Here is an 18806-nt window from a genome sequence, read left to right on the forward strand (position 1 = left end):
GTTTAGGCGTTCCTCCTCTTAGAGCTTCCACTGACCGGACTCTTTACGGCCAGATACGAACGCTTGATACAGGCCCTCCTGGGCCATGAGCTGGCTGTGTGTGCCTCGCTGAACGATCTGTCCGCCGTCCAGCACCAGGATCTGATCCGCATTGCGGACCGTCTTCAGCCGGTGAGCGATCATCAGGATAGTCTTGTCCCGGGTCAGGGCTTCGATGGCCTTTTGCAGTCGGTCCTCATTCTCCGGGTCTACATTGGCGGTGGCTTCATCCAGAATCACGATGGGAGCATCCTTCAGGATAGCCCGAGCAATGGAGATGCGCTGCTTCTCGCCGCCGGAAAGACTGGAACCACCCTCGCCGATGACGGTGTCATAGCCTTGGGGCAGGGTGAGAATGAAGTCGTGGCAACAGGCTTTCTTCGCCGCAGCCACCACTTCCTCGTGGGTGGCATTGGGGCATCCAAACTTGATGTTGTTTTCCACCGTGTCGGCAAAGAGATAGACCTTCTGGAATACCATGGAGATCTGATCCATCAGGCCCTCCAGGGTATAGTCCTTCACATTCTGACCGCCCACCAGGACGGCGCCGCTCTCCACATCCCAGAACCGGGCGATGAGATTGCACAGCGTGGTTTTCCCGGAGCCGCTGGGACCCACGATGGCGGTGGTGGTTCTATCCGGGATGGAGAAGGATACATCCCGCAGGATAGGCCGCTGGTCATAAGAGAACGAAACATGGTCGAAGGTAATGCCGTGATCCCTGGGCGTGCCGGCCCGACCGGTCTCTGCCAGCTGAGGCATGGCGTCCGTCTCATCAGCATGGGCCATGCAGCTGCTGACGATACGCAGCAGGGACATACCGCTGCCCGCCGAGGAGATCTGAGCAAAGACCAGGAAGGACATGATGACCACCATCAGGGCGTTGGCCAGGATCATGGTCCCGGAGAGATAGAACCATACCGCTGAGAGCATCATGGCCACGCTTCCCAGCTGGAGCGCGATCCCCTGCGCCATGATATAAGGGGTAAACATCTTTTCGATGTTCAGATTGCTGCGGCAATTGTATTCCAGTGCTTCCTGCAAGGTGCGGTCACCCCGTCCGGTGAGGTTGAAGGACTTCACCACGCTCATGCCCTGCACATACTCCAGTACCGCCTCCACCAGCTTGGCCTCGGATTTCTGACGGTGCGGGGCGAGCGAGGCGGATCTTTGCTCCATGGCAGAGGTGATAAACAGATAAACCGCGGTGGCCACCACCACAATAAGACCGATCCGCCAGTCAAAAATCAGGATCATCACCGTAAAGACCAGAGCGTTGAGCAGCCCACCCAACATGGTCACCAGTACCATAGGAGCCACAGACTCCACATTGTCCAGCACGGTGGTGCAGACCCCGGTGAGCTCTCCCAGGCTGTTGTCGTTGAAGTAGCCCATAGGGACGGATTTCATCCGCTGCCCGATGACAACGCGCTTATTTGCCGCCATGAAGTACCCTGCGTGGGTCTGCTCAAGCTGGGAGAAATATCTGGTCACGGCGCTGCCCAGAATACTGACTGCCAACAGGCCCAGCGCCTGCCACGCCGTGGCAGGGCCGGTTTTTCCATCCAGCAGAGCCAGGATGGTGTAGTAGATGGCGGCGATCTCAAACATATGGAACACCGCATTGAAAAAGCAGGCGATCACCGAACGCCGGACGTTGCGCTGTTCCTCACCGGCAAACCGCCAGATGCTTCTGAATGTCTCAATCATACCGTTTCACCCTCCTTTACGCCCATGTGAGCCTGCCATAGATCGGCGTACAACTGGCACTGCTGCAGCAGTTCTTCATGTGTTCCCTGCGTCTCGATGCTTCCGTCCTTCACCACCACGATCTGATCCGCGCCGGTAATGGTGGACAGGCGGTGGGCAATGATGATGACTGTCTTGCCTTCCACCAGTTTTGCCACCGCCCGCTGAACCACCGCTTCATTCTCCGGATCAATATAGGCGGTGGCCTCGTCCAGAATCACCACGGGGGCGTTTTTCAGCATAGCCCGGGCGATGGCGATACGCTGCCGCTCTCCTCCGGAGAGATGGGCGCCTCCGCCGCCCACCCGGGTGTCATAGCCATGCTCCAACTGGCGGATGAAACCGTCGCATCCGGCGGCTTTGGCGACTTGTTCCACTTCTTGATCCGTGGCATTTACCCGGCCCATGCGGATATTTTCCCGGATGGTATCGTCAAAGAGGTAATTGTCCTGAGAAACAAAGGCCACCTGGTCATAGAGTTGTTCCAGCGGGATACGGCTTTCTTCCACGCCGCCCAGGGTAATGCGGCCCTCGGTCACATCCCAGAAACCGGCGATGAGCTTGGCAATGGTGGACTTGCCCGAACCGGAGGGACCAACCAAAGCGGTGAGGCTGCCGGCCGGAATGGTGAGGGAGATGTTGTGGAGGATCTCCTTGTCCTGGGCATACCCAAAGGAGACATGATCCAAGGCGATATCCGGTCTTCCCAGCTGTGCCGGCTGTGTTCCGTGATCCTGCTCCGGCTTCAGGAGGATCTCGTCCACCGAGCCTACGATGGTACCTACCTTGGCAAGATTATCCACAAAGCCCATGGCAGCAATGAGAGGTCCCACAATGCTCATGGACAGGATGATGGTGGTGAGAAATACCTCTGCGGACAAGCTGCCGTCCGTGTAGAAGATCCAGCCCACAGGCAGCACCGTAATAAGCGTGGTGGGAGCGATGGCATAGGCCAGCGCCATTCCGAACTGGCATTTCTTCATCCAGTTGTAGTAGTAGGCAGCATTGGCCCGTACCCGGGAGGAGAACTTCTCATAGGAGTTCTTTCCCTGATTGAAAGCCTTGATGACCTCAATGCCGCCGATGTACTCCACAATGGTCTCGTTCATGGCCTGGGTCGTCTCCACCGCACCCTGATAGTCCTTGCCATAGCTGCCCATGATGGCCATCATAAAAGCCATGCCCACAGGAATGGACACCAGACTCAGCAATGCCATGCGCCAGTCCAGCGTAAACAGATACACGAGAACGCATACCGGCGCCAGCAGATTGGAGGTCATCTCTGGCAGCAGGTGGGCCAGTGTCGTCTCCATACTCTCCACCTGATCTACCACGATCTGTTTGAGCCGTCCGCTGGAGGTGTCCAGAATGTCTCCCAAGGGTAAGCGGGGCATTTTGGACAGAACCATCTTCCGGATGTCCCGCAGGATCTGGAAGGTGGCCTTGTGGGAGAGGGAGAGCGCCAGATTGTAAAGCAGAGTTTTGGCCAGATAGCCACCAAGGGCCACCATGCACCACAGAAGATAGAAGTTCCAGTCCCGCTGCCCGGTGAGAAGCGCTACCAGGATACGCCCTGCCGAGAGATACGGCAGCAGACCCAGCAGGACACCCGCCACCGCGCAGAAGATGGCGGCAATCAGGCCACCGTGATGATCCTTGCCCAGCTGCCACAACCGCAGCAGCGGGCTTTGTGTTTGCTGCATAAATAAGCCTCCTTTGGTTAGTTATTGCTAACCTTTGGTTCTATGAAAAGGCCGCCGGAAAAGCGGCCTTTTGCACTACCGGAAGTTTTCAGGATGAAAAATCGTTTCAAATCCTGCCATGTGATAGCGGTTGAGCTGGCGGACATAGTGGAGCGCCCGGGCCTTATCCATGCGGTGCCGCACCGGCTCAAACATTCCGTTGAAGTAGGCGGTGGTAACGATATGGATCAAGTCCTCGGTGACCTGACCGGAGCGGACGCTCTCACAGCCGATGACCTCCATGTATTTGTAGGTGTAACTGACTTCGATCTCCACCAACTCGTCAATATAGTGGGCATATTCCGTCCCGGCGGCCCGGCGGAGCAGCAGTTCAAACTCCGGCAGGTGCTCATAGATGTAGTCAAACAGTCCCTCCTGGGCATGGGCGGTGTAACGCCCCATCTCCTTCTGCTGGGTTGGGCCGTCAAACTGGTGAAAAGACTCCTGAATCTCCAAAAAACGGCGCTTCAGCTCTCCCGCGGCAGGCTCCACCAGGGCCCGGAACAATCCCGCCTTGTCAGTAAAGCGGGTATAGATGGAGCCGGTGCTGGTTCCCGCCGCCTTGGCGATATCCCGCAGGGATGCCAGAGCAAAACCTTTTTCCAAAAATTCCTGACGGGCGCAGCGAAGCACATTTTCATAGACCCCTTCAATCTGCTTTGCCATGGTATCGCCTCACAATTCAAAACGGTGTTTCGTAACGGTGTTTTGAATATACACCAGCACAACGCGTTTGTCAAGCGATGATTTTCTATTGACAAAGGTGGAACGAACTGCTATATTGATAATCAAATTATCGGTAATCAAATTATCATGCGTTGGGAGGGATGTTATGGCAAAACCGGATACTTCCATTGACCCTCGGATCATGGACAGCGCCAAAGAGGAGTTCCGGACGCTGGGCTTTGAGAAGGCTTCCCTGAAATCCATCTGCCAGCGGGCTGGGGTGACAACCGGGGCTCTTTATAAGCGTTACGCCGGAAAAGAGGAACTGTTTCGCGCTGTGGTGGCGGATACGGTGGCGGATTTGGATGCTGTTTATGAGGAGCGGACGGCGGTGCCGGCATCCGCCCTCTCCGACGAAGACCTGATCCGGGCGTGGTATATGGATGAGGAATACATGCTGTGGTGGTTCCGCTTTCTCAATGAGCGGCGGGATGGCTTTGTGCTGCTGCTCACCGGAGCGGAGGGCACCGCTTACGCCAACTTCCAGCACGACTGGGTGGAGAAAATGACGGAAGGCACCTGGACCTACTACGCCGAGGCCAGACGCCGAGGGTTATGTACGGTGGACATGACGCAAGAGGAACTCCATGTGGTCCTGTCCGCCTTCTGGACCACCATTTACGAGCCCTTTATCCACGCCTTCGCCTGGCCGGAGATCCAGCGCCACTGCACTTTGGTCTGCCGTCTCTTTGACTGGTACGCTGCCCTGGGATTCCCCAAGGGATGAAAAACGCCTCTGCGGAGGCTTTTTTCTCGCTAATAAGTTAGCAATAACTAACTAAAAAGGAGTGATACTGTGTTTCAAAAAGTCCTGCGCTACACTGGACGCCACCGGAAGACGACTTATGCCTCCATTCTGGTACTGGTGGCCGGCGTGGCCATGAGCGTGCTGCCCTATTTCTTCCTCTACCGCCTGCTGCGGCCCCTGCTGACTGGGGGCAGTCTCACGTTGGAGGAAACCCTGTTCAACGCCGGGGCCATGGCTCTGTGCATGGTCCTCTACAGCCTTCTTTATGTGGAGGGGCTGGCTCTGTCTCATCGCTCCGCCTATCATACTTTGGAAAACCTCCGGCTCCATCTCCAGAGCAAGCTGGAAAAGCAGCCCCTGGGCGCGATCCAGGAGAAGGGCGTTGGAGTCTGGAAGAAGATGTTCATTGACGACATTGAGAGCATGGAACTTCTGCTGGCCCACGCCCTGCCGGAAGGGCTGTCCAATCTGGCGGTGCCGGTGGTGGTATTTGCGGCCATGTTCCTCACGGACTGGAAGCTGGGTCTGCTTTCCCTCTGCTCCCTTCCGCTGGGCGTGCTGGCCATGGGCATGATGTACCGCTCCGGCATGAGCAAGATGGGAGACTACTACGCCGCCGGGCAGAAAATGAACAACACCATCGTGGAGTACATCAACGGCATGGAAGTCGTGAAAGTCTTCAACCGGGACGGAGAGTCCTATCACCGCTTTGAGACCGATGTAAAAAACTACCGTGATTTTACGCTGGATTGGTTCCGGGCCTGCTGGCTGTGGATGGCCCTCTACACCAGCATTTTGCCCTGCGTGGCGCTGGTGCTGCTGCCAGCCGGCGGCTATCTGGTACTCACCGGCGCCTCCACCCTGCCGGATTACGCGCTGGTATTGTGCATGTCTTTTTCCGTGGGACCGCCTCTGATCCGAGCCATGAACTTTATGTCGGTGCTGCCCCAGCTGAGCTACAAGATCGATCAAATGGAATCTCTGTTCAATATTCCGCCCCTGAAAGAAGGAAAAACGGATTTCAACGGAAACGATTTGCAGATCCGCTTTGAGAATGTGCGGTTTTCTTATGAAAAGGACGAAGTCCTCCACGGCATCTCCTTCTCTGTCCCACAGGGGAGCCTTACCGCTTTGGTGGGAGAATCCGGCAGCGGGAAGTCGACCCTTACCAAGCTGCTGGTCCACTTTTACGATGTGACGGACGGACGCATCACGCTGGGGGGGCAAGACCTGCGAGAGATGTCCCTCGCCTCTCTGAATGAGCAGATCTCCTTCGTCGCGCAGGAGCAGTTCCTGTTCAACACCAGCCTGTTGGAGAACATCCGGCTGGGAAGACCCGGCGCCACCGACGAGGAGGTGCTGGCGGCGGCGGAACGGGCTCAATGCGGAGAGTTTCTGAAACGGCTGGAAAAAGGAATCTATACCATGGCCGGCGATGGCGGCAAAGGGCTTTCCGGCGGGGAGCGGCAGCGGATCGCCCTGGCCCGGGCGATTTTGAAGGACGCTCCCATCGTGGTGCTGGATGAGGCCACCGCTTTTTTGGACCCGGAGAATGAGGAGAAAATGAACGCCGCCATTGCCGAGGTGATCCGGGGCAAGACGGTCATCGTCATCGCCCACCGGCTTCAGTCCATTGCAGGTGCCGATCAGATCGTGGTGCTGGACCAGGGCAATGTGGCAGGGATCGGCCGCCACGATACATTGCGAAAGACTTGCCCCGCCTATGAAAAACTGTGGCGGGCTGCCGAGGGAGCCGCTGCCTGGCGTGTCTCTGCGGAGAAAGGAGGCGACGAGGCATGATCGCGCTGATGAAACGAATCCTGTCCGTATCCGGCCCCTATCAGGGGCGGATCAAGCTGGCCTTTGTCTTTGCGTTCCTGAAGGCCATGCTGTCCAAGGCTCCCATCGGCTTGTCTTTCCTGGCCCTGGGTGCCTTTCTCCAGGGAACCATAACGGCACGGCTGTGCTTGTGGCTGGCGGTGGGCACGGTGGGCTGCGTGCTGCTGGAGTGCCTGTGCCAGAATATCGCTGACCGGCTCCAGGCCGCGGCGGGCTATATGGTATTCGCCGATCTGCGCATGGAGCTGGGGCGGCATCTGCGCCGCCTGCCCATGGGCTATTTCACAGAGGGCAACATCGGCAAAATCAGTTCCGTTCTGTCCACCGACATGGTGTTTATTGAGGAGAACTGTATGCACGACATTGCCAACATGATGAGCTATACCTTTGCCCAGGCCATTCTGGTGCTGTGGCTGGCCTTCCTGAATTCCTGGCTGGGACTGGCCGCCTTGGTGGTGGTAGGGATCATCTGGCAGCTGGGCCGCGCTTCCCTGGGGAGCACCCTGGCTCACTCTGATGTCCGACAGGAGCAGAGCGAGGCTCTCACACGGGCGGTACTGGACTATGTGGAGGGCATCGGCATCGCCAAGACCTTCAACCTGCTGGGAGAGCGTTCCGCGCAGCTCACCGAGAATTTCGCCCGGAGCCGCAAGGTCAGCATTGCGTTCGAGAAAAGCCAGGCCCCCTGGATGCGGGCCCTTTATCTGGTGTGCGGTCTGGGCTCGGTGCTGATAATTCCCCTGTCTCTCTGGCTCTATGGCCGGGGGCAACTCTCCATCACCTTCCTGCTGGGTGTCCTGCTCTTCGTCTTTGACCTCTTCGGCCCCATTAAGGCACTCTACAGCCAAGCCACCCGCCTGACGGTGATGAACGCCTGCATGGACCGGATCGAGGCGGTACTGGCCCAACCAGAACTACCTGACCGGGGCCGGGAGACCTTACCCAAAGCCGGCGGTGCCCCGGAGGTAGAGTTCCGAAATGTCACCTTTGCCTACGGGGAGAAAGAGGTACTGCATGATGTCTCCTTCACGCTGGAGAGAAACCGGATGCTGGCCCTGGTGGGCCCCTCCGGCGGCGGCAAGAGTACGGTAGCCAACCTGCTCTCCCGGTTCTGGGATGTGAAACGGGGGCAGGTTCTGGTACGGGGCAGGGACATCCGCGATATTCCTCTTTCTGATCTGATGGATCAGATCTCTATGGTGTTCCAGCGGGTCTACTTATTCCAGGATACCGTCTATAACAACATCGCCATGGGACGGACAGACGCCACACGGGAGGAGGTCTATGAGGCGGCCAGAAAAGCCCGATGCTATGACTTCATCATGGAGCTGCCCGACGGCTTTGACACGGTCATCGGCGAAGGTGGAGCCAGCCTATCCGGCGGAGAGCGACAGCGAATCTCCATTGCTCGCTGCATTCTGAAGGATGCTCCCATCGTCATTCTGGATGAGGCCACTGCCAGCGTGGACGCCGACAACGAGAGCTACATCCAGGAGGCCATCACCCAGCTGTGCCGGGGTAAGACCCTGCTGGTCATTGCCCACCGGCTCAATACCATTCGCCACGCCGATGAGATCCTGGTCATCGACCAGGGGCGCATCGTCCAGGCCGGCGACCATGACAAACTTATGGCGGAGGAGGGCATTTACCGCCGCTTCATCACCGCCCGCTCCAATCCCACCAGTTGGTGCCGGTAAAGGCAGAGGCGCAAAAGAAAAGAATGACCGGGATGCGTGTCCCGGTCATTCTTCGTTCCAGCTTCTTCCCTTGATTGATCCCGGAGAACATGCAAAACCAATATGGCGGCATCTTGCAATTTCATGCAACAAAGAGTATGATGTAGTTAGCAAATGCTAACCATTGTTGAGGTGACCATATTGATGGATGACAATAAGCAGTTTTGGGAGCGGTTTTCACGGCACTACTCTGGTTTCATGCGCCGCTCTCAGGCAACCTATCAACAGATATGCAAAGCAATGCGTCCTTTTCTGAAACGGGATATGGATGTGCTGGAGTTGGCCTGCGGAACAGGTCAGCTGTCCGTGCCGCTGTCTCCATGTGTCCGGAGCTGGGAGGCAACCGACTTTTCATCTGAAATGATCCGCCAGGCCAAAAAGCAGGTGCATTCGTCCCGGCTTCATTTCTCCGTCCAGGACGCCACCAAGCTGCCCTACGGCCTGGAGAGCTTCGATGCGGTTGTGATCTCTAACGCTCTCCATGTCATGCCGCACCCGGAAAAGGCTCTGGCGGAGGCCTGGCGGGTTCTGAAGCCGGGGGGATGGCTGTTCGCCCCCACCTTTGTCTGGGGCAAAAGCCGAAGCGCCAGACTCCGGCTCTGGTTCATGAGGCTGTCAGGCTTTCGGGTGTACCATGTCTGGACTGCCGGGGAGCTGATGGCATACCTGTCCGAGTGCGGCTATTCCATCGTTCGCCATCAGCTTCTCGGAAGTTCGTTGGCGCCGCTGTGCTGTCTGATAGCCAGGAAGATCCCGGATGAACGGACTGCGGCACGGCAGGCTACCGTCCGGTCCGCACAGCACGATGATCCAAAAGTCAAGAAGGAGTGATAGAACATGTGGAAGTACACAGTGGAAGTCAACGGAATGATGTGCGGGATGTGCGAGGCTCATGTCAATGACGCCGTGCGCAAAGCCTGCCCGGTCAAAAAGGTGAGTTCTTCCCGGAGCAAAAACCAGACCGTGATCCTCTCTGAAACAGAGCTGGACACGGAGGCTGTTATGAACGCCATTCGCAGCACGGGGTATGAGGTCGGCACGATCCAGAAGGAGCCGTACAAAAAGAGAGGATTGTTTGGTTGAGTTCATTGGCGGCAGCGGCCAGAAAAGAGGCGTGAATATGAACATGGCAACGCAGTCGTTTGGATATGGATTAGCGGCCTTGCTGTTTTGCATCGCTATTCTTGGCGTGTGCCATAAAATCAAAAAAGCAGCCCGAAAGGTTTTGAAAAGCCAGCAGACACATAAGGATGAGCTGCCGTAAGCGTTTGGAGCTATGGAGCAGGTACACTTGGCGGTGAACTTACACAGCAGGCTGCTCCTGATTCAAAAGCGCAGATCACATAAAAATGAGGTGGAAGCCATATCAAGGCTCCACCTCATTTAATATTCCGTGCCAAATGGCAAGTATTCACTTATCGCATTGCTGCTCGATAGCAAAGTCCGCCAAATTTGCATAGGCTCATTGTCCGTGCGCATCTTCCCGCATTTTCGTTACCTGCTCCAAGTGCGCCTGCACCGCCGCGAAGGATTTTTCGCTGATCACATGCTCGATCCGGCAGGCATCCTCGGTCGCAGTCTCCTCGTCCACGCCCAATTCCATCAGCATCTGGCTCAACACCGTGTGGCGGGTATACATCGTCTTAGCAATGGCAAGCCCGGTCTCCGTCAGGGTGATCGCTCCGTCAGCATCCACATTCACATATCCGTCCTTTTTCAGAATGGACATGGCTCTGCTGACGCTGGGCTTGGTAAAGCCCAACCGCTCTCCCACATCGATAGCCCGAACAAAGGTGCTGTTCTGTGAGAGAATATAGATGGTTTCCAGATACATCTGGCCAGACTCGTGAATCGCCATAGGAACCTCCAAAAAACGGGCGTTTTGCTTATTATAACACAGGCGTCCGACAAGCGCCATTTTTTCTGTCAGCAAAATCCATCCGTCCTCTTGACAAGCGAATTTGCCCTGTATATAATTGCATTAGTTAGCTACCGCTAACCAAGAGGCGGCAGCTATATATTTGACACTTTAGTTAGCTATTGCTAACCGTGTTTACTGTCCGTTTTTTCATTTTGCCGTACAGTCTTCGCATGGACATGATTTTGTGAGGGAAACGCCTATGTCAGAGGATCTGCTGATTCGTCACTGTTCTCCCACCCTGGCCGGAATCAAGACGGGAAATCTCTTTTCCTGCGCCTGCCCCAGCCGGAAGGATCTGACGCGAGACTTGTGCCGGCTGAACAAGAAACTGGTGCCCAAGGGCATTCGCATCCTGCCGCTTCGGGTTTGCAAAGGCCGAGCTTTGATTTACGCCTACCGGCCCCATGCGCTGGAGAGCGATCTGACTGATCACCGCGCCAGAGCATTGCTTCTCAAATACGGCTATGTGCCGGAAAATCCCAATGGCTGTGTGGTTCACCTGATCCACCGGCTCCGGAGCGAGGGGGAATTTCCCCATGAGATCGGACTGTTTTTGAGCTATCCGCCGGAGGATGTGCTGGGCTTCATCTGCAATCGGGCATGCAATCACAAATGCGTGGGCTGCTGGAAGGTCTACGGCGACGAGCAGGCCGCCAGAAACCTCTTTGAGAAATACGAGATGTGCAGCAAAATCTACTCCCGGCAGTGGCAGCAAGGGAAATCCATCGAGCAGCTCACCGTGGCTGGTTGATGTTTCTACCATAACAAATCCAGAAAGAAAGGTCGTTGAGTCTTATGAGTAAAGTTGCAGTTGTGTATTGGAGCGGCACGGGAAACACCGAGGCCATGGCCATGGCGGTGGCCGAAGGAGCCAAGGGCAAGGGTGCCGAGGTGTCTGTGATCACCGCCGCAGAGTTCTCCCCGGAGCAGGTCAGCGAGTATTCCGCCATCGCTTTCGGCTGCCCCTCCATGGGGTCGGAGCAGCTGGAGGAGAGCGAGTTCGAGCCTATGTTCACCGCCTGTGAGGGCAGGCTGAGCGGGAAGAATATCGCCCTGTTCGGCTCCTACGGCTGGGGCGATGGCGAATGGATGCGCAGCTGGGAGTCCCGCTGCAACGACGACGGCGCCAATCTGGCCTGTGACAGCGTGATCTGCAACGAGACTCCGGACGATGACGCTCTGGCGGCTTGCCGCGAGCTGGGCGCGTCGCTGGCCTGACAAAAACACCGCAGAAGGCAGGAGGCGCTCGTCTCCTGCCTTCTGCCTGTATCCCCAGTCAGCATAGGCAAAACCATTTCCGAACCCAGAGAAACAGGTCGTGAGAAATCATGCTGAAAGAATATTTATCGAGCCAGGGCTCCGCCACAGGCCGTTGGAGCAGCAGTATGCCAGGGGTGCAGATCTGCCGGTTTTCCCTGCCGGAGCCGGAGCAGGAACCTCTGCGGTCTGTCCCGGTGTGCGGCGCACCGCTCCAGTTTGAGGTGCTGTTCTGCCTGACCGGCCGCCTTACTGTCCGAACGTTACAAGGTACCTCCTGCACGGTGGAGGCGCCGGGGATTTTCCTGCTCTCCGACAGCTCTGCTCTCCGCTCGTGTCGGTACAGCGGAAACCTGAGCGGTGTTTTGATTGCCGTAGACGCAAAAGCCGCAAAGGAAAGCCTTGTGACGGTCTGCTCCACTTTGGGGATGAAGCTGGACACCAGGATCGTCAAGAAAAAGATGACAGCAAGAAACGGCTGCACGGCCCTGCACGGCACACCTTGGACACAGGCTTTTTTTGAAACCGTTCGTCGTCTGTCAGAGCAGGAGCAGGAACGCTACTGTGTTTTCAAGTCGGTGGAACTGCTGTATCTGCTCTGCACCGAGGTATCTGAATCGGATGAATCTCTCTCCGGCTCAGGCTGCCCAGTATCCCAAAGCCTCTTGGAAGTCAAGGTATACATACAGACGCATCTGTCTGATAAGCTCACCATTGCGCTCCTCTGCAAACAGTTTTCCGTTTCCCCGACCTTCTTGAAAGAAGGTTTTCGCCGCGCCTACGGCGTACCGATCCACACGTATTTGATCCAGCAGCGCCTCCGGCGAGCACAGGAGCTGATCTGCACCACCCGGATGTCCATTCAGCAAATTGCGCAGTCTGTGGGGTATGAGGGTATGAGCCAGTTCAACGCAGCGTTCAAGCGGGAGTATGGCATGACTCCCGGCCAGTACAGAAAAATGTCGGAAACCGCAACTCTGCGTCCGTTTTGACAGCGACAAACTCCCACAATTCCTGTTATAATAACCAGACATTCCAAAGTGATCAAAGGAGTGAGAGCGATGAAACAGCATCGTTTTTGGGCCTGGGGCGCTGTGATTTGCATGATTATGGTCATGGTCACCGGCTACAAGCGGAAATAAGGGAAAGGAAGTATTGCAATGAGTGTTTATACGAAACTGGCCTGCTTTGCGGGCGGTGCGTTATTTGGCTCTTTTGGCGTTAAGCTGCTGTCCAGCAAGGACGCCAAAAAGGCCTATGTCCATATCACGGCCGCTGGCCTGCGGATGAAGGACTCGGTCATGGGAACCGTGACCACGGTGCAGGAGAACGCCGCGGACATTCTGGCCTCCGCCAAGGAGCTGAACGAGGACCGGGCTGCAAAGGAAGCGGAGGAAGCCGCCGCTGCCAATCTGGAAAGCGAAGAAGCCTGATTGACCCCGAGGGAGCCGCCAGCGGCTCCCTTATTTCTTGAAGGAGGAATCTATGAACGCAACCATATTGCACGAGAGCCGGGGGCGCATCCGGTTCCGGCTGCGCCAGAAACGAATGACGCTGGCACAGGCGGATCTGCTGGAAGCCTGGCTCCAAGGAAAATCCTGGACACGCCAGGTCACCGTCCATGAACGCACCTGTGCTGTGATCCTGTACTACGATGGGGATCGACAAACCGTGCTGGAGGCCATCCGGCAGTTTTCATGGCAGGAGGCAGAGCAGACCACTGCGCTGCCCGCCCACAGCAGCCGGGCGCTGAACCGGGAATTCGAGGAGAAACTGGTAACTAAGGTAGTGTGCAAAGCTGCCTGTACCCTGTTTCTCCCACCTCCATTGCGGATTGCCCGCATACTCTGGCACATGATCCCCTTTGTACGGCGGGGACTGCGCTGCCTGCTGCGCCGCCGCATCAAGGTGGAACTGCTGGATGCCCTGTCTATTTCCATTTCCGCCTGCAGAAGGGACTTTGGAACCGCCGGAATGGTCATGTTCCTGCTGGAGGTGGGCGAACTGCTGGAGGAGTGGACAAGAAAGAAATCTGTGGCGGATCTGGCCCGGTGCATGTCGCTGAATGTGGACCGGGTCTGGCTGCGCACAGCCCAGGGCGAAGTGCTGGTCCCCGTGTCCCAGATCCAGCCGGGGGATGCGGTAGTCGTCCGCGCCGGCGGCATCGTCCCCGTGGACGGCCTGGTGCTGGAGGGGGAGGTCACCGTCAATCAGGCGTCCCTCACCGGTGAGTCCATCCCGGTGCCCAAGCGACCCGGAGGCGCAGTCTATGCCGGCACCGTGGTGGAGGAGGGCGAGTGTGTGCTGGAGGTGAAGCAGGCCTCCGGTCAGAGCCGCTATGACCAAATCGTTCACATGATCGAGCAGTCGGAGCAGATGAAGTCGGAGGCTGAGAGCAAGGCTGCCAATCTGGCGGACAAGCTGGTGCCCTATACCTTTGTAGGGAGCCTGCTGAGTTTTGCTCTTACCCGCAATGTGGCACGGGCTTTGTCGGTGCTGATGGTGGACTTCTCCTGCGCCCTGAAACTGGCCATGCCTCTGGCCGTCCTCTCTGCCATGCGGGAGGCGGGACGGGCCCATATCACCGTCAAGGGCGGCAAGTTCCTGGAGGCGGTGGCTACCGCCGACACCATCGTTTTCGACAAGACCGGCACCCTGACCCACGCCTGCCCCCGGGTGGCTCAGGTGGTGTCCTTCGGTGGCAAAGAGGAATCCGAAATGCTGCGGCTGGCTGCCTGTCTGGAGGAGCACTTCCCCCATTCCATGGCCAACGCCGTGGTGGAGGAGGCCAAGCGCCGGGGCCTGCGCCACGAGGAGTACCACTCCAAGGTGGAGTATCTGGTGGCTCACGGCATCGCAAGCACCGTCGATGAGGAGCGAGTCCTCATCGGCAGCGCCCACTTTATCTTTGAGGATGAGGGCTGCGTCATTCCAGAGGGCGAGCAGGAACGCTTTGATGCGCTGCCGCCGGAGTATTCCCACCTGTATCTGGCGGTGGGGGGACAGCTGGCCGCTGTGATCTGCATCTCCGACCCGCTGCGGGAGGAGGCGAAGGAAGTCCTGTCCACCCTCCGTGCTCTGGGAGTCACCAGTACCGTCATGCTCACCGGCGACAGCTACCGCACCGCCGCAGCCATCGCCGCACAGGTGGGAGTGGATGACTTCCGCGCCGGAGTCCTGCCGGCGGACAAGGCGGAGTATGTGGCACGGCTACGCCGGGAGGGGCATACCGTCCTGATGGTGGGCGACGGCATCAACGACTCACCGGCCTTGTCCGAGGCGGATGCAGGCATTGCCATCAGCGACGGCGCCGCCATCGCCCGGGAGATTGCAGACATCACCATTGCCGCCGACAGCCTCTGGGAGCTTGTAGAGCTGCGTCGGATCGCCATGGCGCTGATGGCGCGCATCCACTCCAACTATCGCTTTGTTATCGGCTTCAACGGCGCCCTGATCGCTCTCGGCGTGGCCGGTGTCCTGCCGCCTGCCACCTCCGCCACGCTGCACAATCTTTCCACCCTGGGCGTCAGCTTACGGAGTATGAGTGCATTACCACTTAGCAAAAAGAATACACCATGACGAATAAGGAGAGGCAATCTACAGAGATCGCCTCTCCTTATTTTACTTCTTTCTAAATGGGTAATTATTTTCCTGATACATGCCTCTATATACCCAACGCCTGTGCATGGAAAAAACCGTGCTGCTTGTCACGCATGATCCCACAGAGCTGGATATGCTGGGTGTGCCGAATTGCTGACAGAACTGGAATAAAAAACGGGCTTCACAGATGTCAAAATGCTTCTATGGAGTCCGTTCTTTTTCTGTCAGCAGGACGGGGTCTTCACGACCACCAGGTACATCTTAAACGCTGTCACCGCCTGTACTGCGTGAGGGATGCCGGCAGGCATGATAATGGCTTCTCCTGCGTTTAGGGTGTGGGGAACGCCGTCAATGGTAATTTGTGCCGTTCCTTCCAAAATAGTCGCCATAGCGTCTCCGGGAGCAGCGTGGGTGCTGATGGTCTCACCCGCATCAAAGGCAAACAGGGTGATCCCCGCACCGGGCTGTTGGGCCAGGGTCAGGCTGACAACCTTACCCCCTTCATATTCCACTTGCCCCTTCAAGGCAAAGGGCTGCGCATGAGGCACATTCTTAATCAGAGTTTCCATGAGTTATTCCTCCTAAATCATTATGAAAGCGTGATCTGCAGCAGCTTGCAGCCATCCGGAGCAACTACTGCGTGGGGGGTATGGGCGGGAACTGCCAGGCAATCGCCCGTTTGAAGACAGCGGCTGTCCTCCCCCACAGAGACATAAAGCGCCCCCTCCAGAATGTAGTAGAGGGTATCGCCAAAATAGCATTCCTCACTGATACTCTCCCCGTCGCCGAAGGCCAAAAGAGTCATTTGGCAGTGTTCCTGCCGGCTCATAGCCATACTGACCACGCGGCCAGGTTGAATCTGAATCAGCTGGGTGAGCTGCTGGGGCTGCTGTGTGGGCAGGTTGCGTAAAAAGTCCATTACTCATACCTCCATGGGTCGTTTTATCCTTATGATACCCCAGGAAACGGGATCATTCCATTGCCACAGCAACAACGATCAGGCTGTGATGCGACCAATAATTTCCCGCCGGATCTCAGTCAGCTCCGGTGCCGAGGCATCCCGGCCTTCCCGGCCAGGCAGGGTGATCCATGTTTGAATGGTGGTTGGCCTGGGTGTCAGGACAGCAATTCGGGTGGCCACGGTCAACGCCTCATCAATTTCGTGGGTGACAAACAGAACACCCGGCTTTTTGATCTGCCAGATCTCCAGAAGCATATTCACCATCTCCATGCGAATGCCGTAGTCCAGCCCCTGAAAGGGCTCATCCATCAGGAAGAACTTTCCGCCAAAATGGAAGGCCCGTGCCAGCGCACAGCGACGGGCCATGCCCCCGGAGAGCTGCGTGGGGTAGTATCCCTCAAAGCCTTTCAGCCCTACATCTGAAATGAGGGTACGCACTGCCTCCGGCTCAGCATCCTCACGAACCAGACGAATGTTTTCTTCCACTGTTCGCCACGGCAGCAGGCGTGGACTTTGAAACATATAGCTCAGCCGAGTATTGGTTCCCTCGATGGTACCCGTGTCAGGTGTTGCCAGGCCTGAAATCAGGTTAAGAAGCGTGGTCTTTCCGCAGCCGGAGGGACCGATCAGGGCCACGATCTCCCCCGGAGAAAGGGTCAAAGACAAATCAGACAGGACAGGTAATCCGTCATAGGACTTGGTAATCCCACTCAGTTTCAGCATGTCACACCTTCTTTCCCGCAAAAAGCCATCCTCAGCAATCTCTGTGTAAGATAGCATCCCAATACCAACAGCAACGACCAGGCAATGATGGCATCGGGCTCAATGTTGAGCCGGGCTGTGGTGATGGCTCCTCCGATTCCGCTGTTTGTGGTAAGAACCTCTCCCATAACTGCCAGCTTCCATCCGCCTCCGATCACGATTTCCAGCGCTGAGCGGAAATAGGGGCGGATAGACGGAAGGGTTACATGGCGCAGCGTCTTCCAGCGGGAAAATTGGTAAAGGCGTGCCATCTCCAACAGCCGTGGATCTACGCTGCGGACGCCGTGACTAAGGTTGATCACCACAGTTGGAACTGTGGCTGTGGCTACAATGAAGACGCAGGGCTTTCCGTTAAATCCGAACCACACCAGTGCCAGAACCACCCAACATACGGGCGGAATGGCTTGGAGTACATGGATCAGTGGGGTTCCCACGTCCTCTATCTTGGGACACAGGCCAAACAACAGTCCCAGAACAGCGCCAACTCCCACACCGATGGCCAATCCGGCAATCAGCCTCAGGATTGTTGTTCCTATGGTGGCTCCGAAGTCCGACTGCGTCATCAACCTAACCAATGTGGAAAGGACCTGGGCAATGGGGGGCACCACCAGCGGCGGGAAAAAGAGAGCGGCCAGCTGCCAGGCTCCCAGCAGTAGGCACACTCCCAAGGCACGGCGGAACCATAGTCCCGTCTTACCCTGCATAGAACAGTCCCTCATCGGGCAACTCTCCGCCGATCATAGAGGGCTCAAAGTTGTAAAGAAGGTTATAGAAGGTATCCAGCTCCTCTTTGGCATCCTGGGCACTCTTAAAAGTCAAGCCCATATTGGGAATGGCAGCTTCTACCACAGCAGCGTTCATATCCAGATACTCCTCAGCCAGAGCAGCAGCCTCGGTCGGGTGATCCAGCACCCACTGCACGCTCTCCTCATAAGCCGCCTGGAACTGGGCGGCCAGCTCCGGGTTCGCGTCCAGGAAGGTCTGCGTGGTGCCGAAGCCCGCGTTGGGGATCATGGTATCGGTGCCGGTGGATCGCTGCCACTCGGTTTCAAAGCTGAGTGCCCGGCGCACATTCTCATTCTGTACCATGGCGGAAGTAACCTGGGGCTCGATCAAGGTGGCGTATTCCGCCTCCCCGGAGGCCAAAAGGGCGGCTACTTCTGCAGTACTGGCGTAGACCACCTGGACATTTTCACCCACCGTCAGGCCGGCTTCACTCATAAAATACTGGGTGAGCGCATCCGGAGGAGAGGACTGAAGCGGGATATATACCGTCTTGCCCTCCAGGTCACTCCAGGTTGTGAAATTCGGATCGGTGGTCATAAAGTACGTAACGCCCCAGGTGTTCACATTCATCAGACGTACATCAAGTCCCTTATTATAGAGGGTGGATATCACGGTCAGGGGAAATGCGTACAGGTCATGTTCTCCGCCCTGGACCATAGCCAGAAGTTCTTCCGGGGCATTCCACACATTCAGGTCAATTGTCACATTCTCCCCCAGCAGCTGCTCCTCCATCATGTGAAGAACCGGCAGAGCAGGCGGGGCAGTGGGCACGCCTACAGAGATGGTAATCGGTTCGGCGGCCTGGCTGGATTCCTCTGCTGTGTCGTTTTGGTTGGTGCTGTCCGCAGGCGCATTGCCCCCGGCACAACCGGCCAGGGCAAAGAGCATCATAGCAGAAGCCAGGATGGAAGCAAGGGTGCGTTTCATTTGAGATCCTCCA

At 57.0% G+C, this 18806-nt stretch carries 20 protein-coding genes; 11 read left to right on the forward strand and 9 right to left on the reverse strand.

Annotation, left to right across the window (positions count from 1 at the left end; genetic code table 11):
- Window positions 1-18: 18 nt before the first annotated feature.
- The 3 genes from KFE19_06540 to KFE19_06550 all read right to left on the reverse strand — a co-directional run bounded on the left by KFE19_06540 (window position 19) and on the right by KFE19_06550 (window position 4196).
- A complete protein-coding gene (locus KFE19_06540; protein QUO39157.1) occupies window positions 19-1749 on the reverse strand; it encodes an ABC transporter ATP-binding protein in 1731 nt (576 codons plus the stop codon).
- Complete coding sequence (locus KFE19_06545; GenBank protein QUO39158.1) at window positions 1746-3491, reverse strand: ABC transporter ATP-binding protein; 1746 nt, start codon at window positions 3489-3491, stop codon at window positions 1746-1748. The genes KFE19_06540 and KFE19_06545 overlap by 4 nt, the downstream gene beginning before the upstream one ends.
- A gap of 75 nt (window positions 3492-3566) precedes the next feature.
- The gene (locus KFE19_06550) at window positions 3567-4196 is read right to left on the reverse strand and encodes a TetR/AcrR family transcriptional regulator (protein QUO39159.1); all 630 of its coding nucleotides are present in this window, start codon (window positions 4194-4196) and stop codon (window positions 3567-3569) included.
- Window positions 4197-4362: 166 nt separating this feature from the next.
- Between KFE19_06550 and KFE19_06555 the strand changes: the two genes are divergently transcribed.
- The 6 genes from KFE19_06555 (at window position 4363) to KFE19_06580 (ending at window position 9843) form a co-directional block, all read left to right on the forward strand.
- Window positions 4363-4983, forward strand: a complete 621-nt coding sequence (locus tag KFE19_06555; GenBank protein ID QUO39160.1) for a TetR/AcrR family transcriptional regulator — start codon at window positions 4363-4365, stop codon at window positions 4981-4983.
- A 69-nt stretch (window positions 4984-5052) separates the two neighbouring features.
- Window positions 5053-6804, forward strand: a complete 1752-nt coding sequence (locus KFE19_06560) for an ABC transporter ATP-binding protein (GenBank protein QUO39161.1) — start codon at window positions 5053-5055, stop codon at window positions 6802-6804.
- Window positions 6801-8540, forward strand: coding sequence for an ABC transporter ATP-binding protein (locus tag KFE19_06565; GenBank protein QUO39162.1), 1740 nt, complete (start codon window positions 6801-6803; stop codon window positions 8538-8540). The genes KFE19_06560 and KFE19_06565 overlap by 4 nt, the downstream gene beginning before the upstream one ends.
- 183 nt (window positions 8541-8723) lie before the next feature.
- Window positions 8724-9410, forward strand: a complete 687-nt coding sequence (locus KFE19_06570; GenBank protein ID QUO39163.1) for a class I SAM-dependent methyltransferase — start codon at window positions 8724-8726, stop codon at window positions 9408-9410.
- Between the two features lie 6 nt (window positions 9411-9416).
- Window positions 9417-9662, forward strand: coding sequence for a heavy-metal-associated domain-containing protein (locus KFE19_06575; GenBank protein ID QUO39164.1), 246 nt, complete (start codon window positions 9417-9419; stop codon window positions 9660-9662).
- Window positions 9607-9843 (forward strand): hypothetical protein, encoded by a 237-nt coding sequence (locus tag KFE19_06580; protein ID QUO39165.1) that lies wholly within the window; start codon window positions 9607-9609, stop codon window positions 9841-9843. The genes KFE19_06575 and KFE19_06580 overlap by 56 nt, the downstream gene beginning before the upstream one ends.
- Window positions 9844-10041: 198 nt before the next feature.
- On the opposite strand, the gene KFE19_06585 is transcribed toward KFE19_06580, so the two are convergent.
- Entirely contained in the window at window positions 10042-10437 is a 396-nt protein-coding gene (locus KFE19_06585; GenBank protein QUO39166.1) for a metal-dependent transcriptional regulator, read from the reverse strand.
- Window positions 10438-10699: 262 nt separating this feature from the next.
- Here KFE19_06585 and KFE19_06590 point away from each other — a divergent pair, with 262 nt between their 5' ends.
- The 5 genes from KFE19_06590 to KFE19_06610 all read left to right on the forward strand — a co-directional run bounded on the left by KFE19_06590 (window position 10700) and on the right by KFE19_06610 (window position 15336).
- Window positions 10700-11251: a DUF3793 family protein gene (locus KFE19_06590; GenBank protein ID QUO39167.1), complete on the forward strand. Its 552-nt coding sequence runs from the start codon at window positions 10700-10702 to the stop codon at window positions 11249-11251.
- A gap of 44 nt (window positions 11252-11295) precedes the next feature.
- Window positions 11296-11718 (forward strand): flavodoxin, encoded by a 423-nt coding sequence (locus KFE19_06595; GenBank protein QUO39168.1) that lies wholly within the window; start codon window positions 11296-11298, stop codon window positions 11716-11718.
- Between the two features lie 110 nt (window positions 11719-11828).
- On the forward strand, window positions 11829-12749 hold the full coding sequence (locus KFE19_06600) for a helix-turn-helix transcriptional regulator (GenBank protein QUO39169.1): 921 nt from the start codon (window positions 11829-11831) through the stop codon (window positions 12747-12749).
- Between the two features lie 168 nt (window positions 12750-12917).
- Window positions 12918-13190: a hypothetical protein gene (locus KFE19_06605; GenBank protein ID QUO39170.1), complete on the forward strand. Its 273-nt coding sequence runs from the start codon at window positions 12918-12920 to the stop codon at window positions 13188-13190.
- 52 nt (window positions 13191-13242) lie between these two features.
- Window positions 13243-15336 (forward strand): heavy metal translocating P-type ATPase, encoded by a 2094-nt coding sequence (locus KFE19_06610; GenBank protein QUO39171.1) that lies wholly within the window; start codon window positions 13243-13245, stop codon window positions 15334-15336.
- A 245-nt stretch (window positions 15337-15581) separates the two neighbouring features.
- On the opposite strand, the gene KFE19_06615 is transcribed toward KFE19_06610, so the two are convergent.
- The 5 genes from KFE19_06615 to KFE19_06635 all read right to left on the reverse strand — a co-directional run bounded on the left by KFE19_06615 (window position 15582) and on the right by KFE19_06635 (window position 18793).
- Complete coding sequence (locus KFE19_06615; GenBank protein ID QUO39172.1) at window positions 15582-15926, reverse strand: cupin domain-containing protein; 345 nt, start codon at window positions 15924-15926, stop codon at window positions 15582-15584.
- A 20-nt stretch (window positions 15927-15946) separates the two neighbouring features.
- A complete protein-coding gene (locus tag KFE19_06620) occupies window positions 15947-16276 on the reverse strand; it encodes a cupin domain-containing protein (GenBank protein ID QUO39173.1) in 330 nt (109 codons plus the stop codon).
- A gap of 78 nt (window positions 16277-16354) precedes the next feature.
- The gene (locus KFE19_06625) at window positions 16355-17041 is read right to left on the reverse strand and encodes an ABC transporter ATP-binding protein (protein QUO39174.1); all 687 of its coding nucleotides are present in this window, start codon (window positions 17039-17041) and stop codon (window positions 16355-16357) included.
- The gene (locus KFE19_06630) at window positions 17035-17784 is read right to left on the reverse strand and encodes an ABC transporter permease (GenBank protein ID QUO39175.1); all 750 of its coding nucleotides are present in this window, start codon (window positions 17782-17784) and stop codon (window positions 17035-17037) included. The genes KFE19_06625 and KFE19_06630 overlap by 7 nt, the downstream gene beginning before the upstream one ends.
- The gene (locus KFE19_06635) at window positions 17774-18793 is read right to left on the reverse strand and encodes an ABC transporter substrate-binding protein (protein QUO39176.1); all 1020 of its coding nucleotides are present in this window, start codon (window positions 18791-18793) and stop codon (window positions 17774-17776) included. The genes KFE19_06630 and KFE19_06635 overlap by 11 nt, the downstream gene beginning before the upstream one ends.
- Window positions 18794-18806 lie beyond the last annotated feature (13 nt).

This window comes from Dysosmobacter sp. Marseille-Q4140 (genome assembly GCA_018228705.1).
Lineage (GTDB): Bacteria > Bacillota > Clostridia > Oscillospirales > Oscillospiraceae > Oscillibacter.

Bases quoted from the DNA above. Each gene is read 5' to 3' on its own strand.
- KFE19_06540 (QUO39157.1), bottom strand. From the start codon at position 1,749: ATGATTGAGACATTCAGAAGCATCTGGCGGTTTGCCGGTGAGGAACAG.
- KFE19_06545 (QUO39158.1), bottom strand. From the start codon at position 3,491: ATGCAGCAAACACAAAGCCCGCTGCTGCGGTTGTGGCAGCTGGGCAAG.
- KFE19_06550 (QUO39159.1), bottom strand. From the start codon at position 4,196: ATGGCAAAGCAGATTGAAGGGGTCTATGAAAATGTGCTTCGCTGCGCC.
- KFE19_06555 (QUO39160.1), top strand. From the start codon at position 4,363: ATGGCAAAACCGGATACTTCCATTGACCCTCGGATCATGGACAGCGCC.
- KFE19_06565 (QUO39162.1), top strand. From the start codon at position 6,801: ATGATCGCGCTGATGAAACGAATCCTGTCCGTATCCGGCCCCTATCAG.
- KFE19_06570 (QUO39163.1), top strand. From the start codon at position 8,724: ATGGATGACAATAAGCAGTTTTGGGAGCGGTTTTCACGGCACTACTCT.
- KFE19_06575 (QUO39164.1), top strand. From the start codon at position 9,417: ATGTGGAAGTACACAGTGGAAGTCAACGGAATGATGTGCGGGATGTGC.
- KFE19_06580 (QUO39165.1), top strand. From the start codon at position 9,607: ATGAGGTCGGCACGATCCAGAAGGAGCCGTACAAAAAGAGAGGATTGT.
- KFE19_06585 (QUO39166.1), bottom strand. From the start codon at position 10,437: ATGGCGATTCACGAGTCTGGCCAGATGTATCTGGAAACCATCTATATT.
- KFE19_06590 (QUO39167.1), top strand. From the start codon at position 10,700: ATGTCAGAGGATCTGCTGATTCGTCACTGTTCTCCCACCCTGGCCGGA.
- KFE19_06595 (QUO39168.1), top strand. From the start codon at position 11,296: ATGAGTAAAGTTGCAGTTGTGTATTGGAGCGGCACGGGAAACACCGAG.
- KFE19_06600 (QUO39169.1), top strand. From the start codon at position 11,829: ATGCTGAAAGAATATTTATCGAGCCAGGGCTCCGCCACAGGCCGTTGG.
- KFE19_06605 (QUO39170.1), top strand. From the start codon at position 12,918: ATGAGTGTTTATACGAAACTGGCCTGCTTTGCGGGCGGTGCGTTATTT.
- KFE19_06610 (QUO39171.1), top strand. From the start codon at position 13,243: ATGAACGCAACCATATTGCACGAGAGCCGGGGGCGCATCCGGTTCCGG.
- KFE19_06615 (QUO39172.1), bottom strand. From the start codon at position 15,926: ATGGAAACTCTGATTAAGAATGTGCCTCATGCGCAGCCCTTTGCCTTG.
- KFE19_06620 (QUO39173.1), bottom strand. From the start codon at position 16,276: ATGGACTTTTTACGCAACCTGCCCACACAGCAGCCCCAGCAGCTCACC.
- KFE19_06625 (QUO39174.1), bottom strand. From the start codon at position 17,041: ATGCTGAAACTGAGTGGGATTACCAAGTCCTATGACGGATTACCTGTC.
- KFE19_06630 (QUO39175.1), bottom strand. From the start codon at position 17,784: ATGCAGGGTAAGACGGGACTATGGTTCCGCCGTGCCTTGGGAGTGTGC.
- KFE19_06635 (QUO39176.1), bottom strand. From the start codon at position 18,793: ATGAAACGCACCCTTGCTTCCATCCTGGCTTCTGCTATGATGCTCTTT.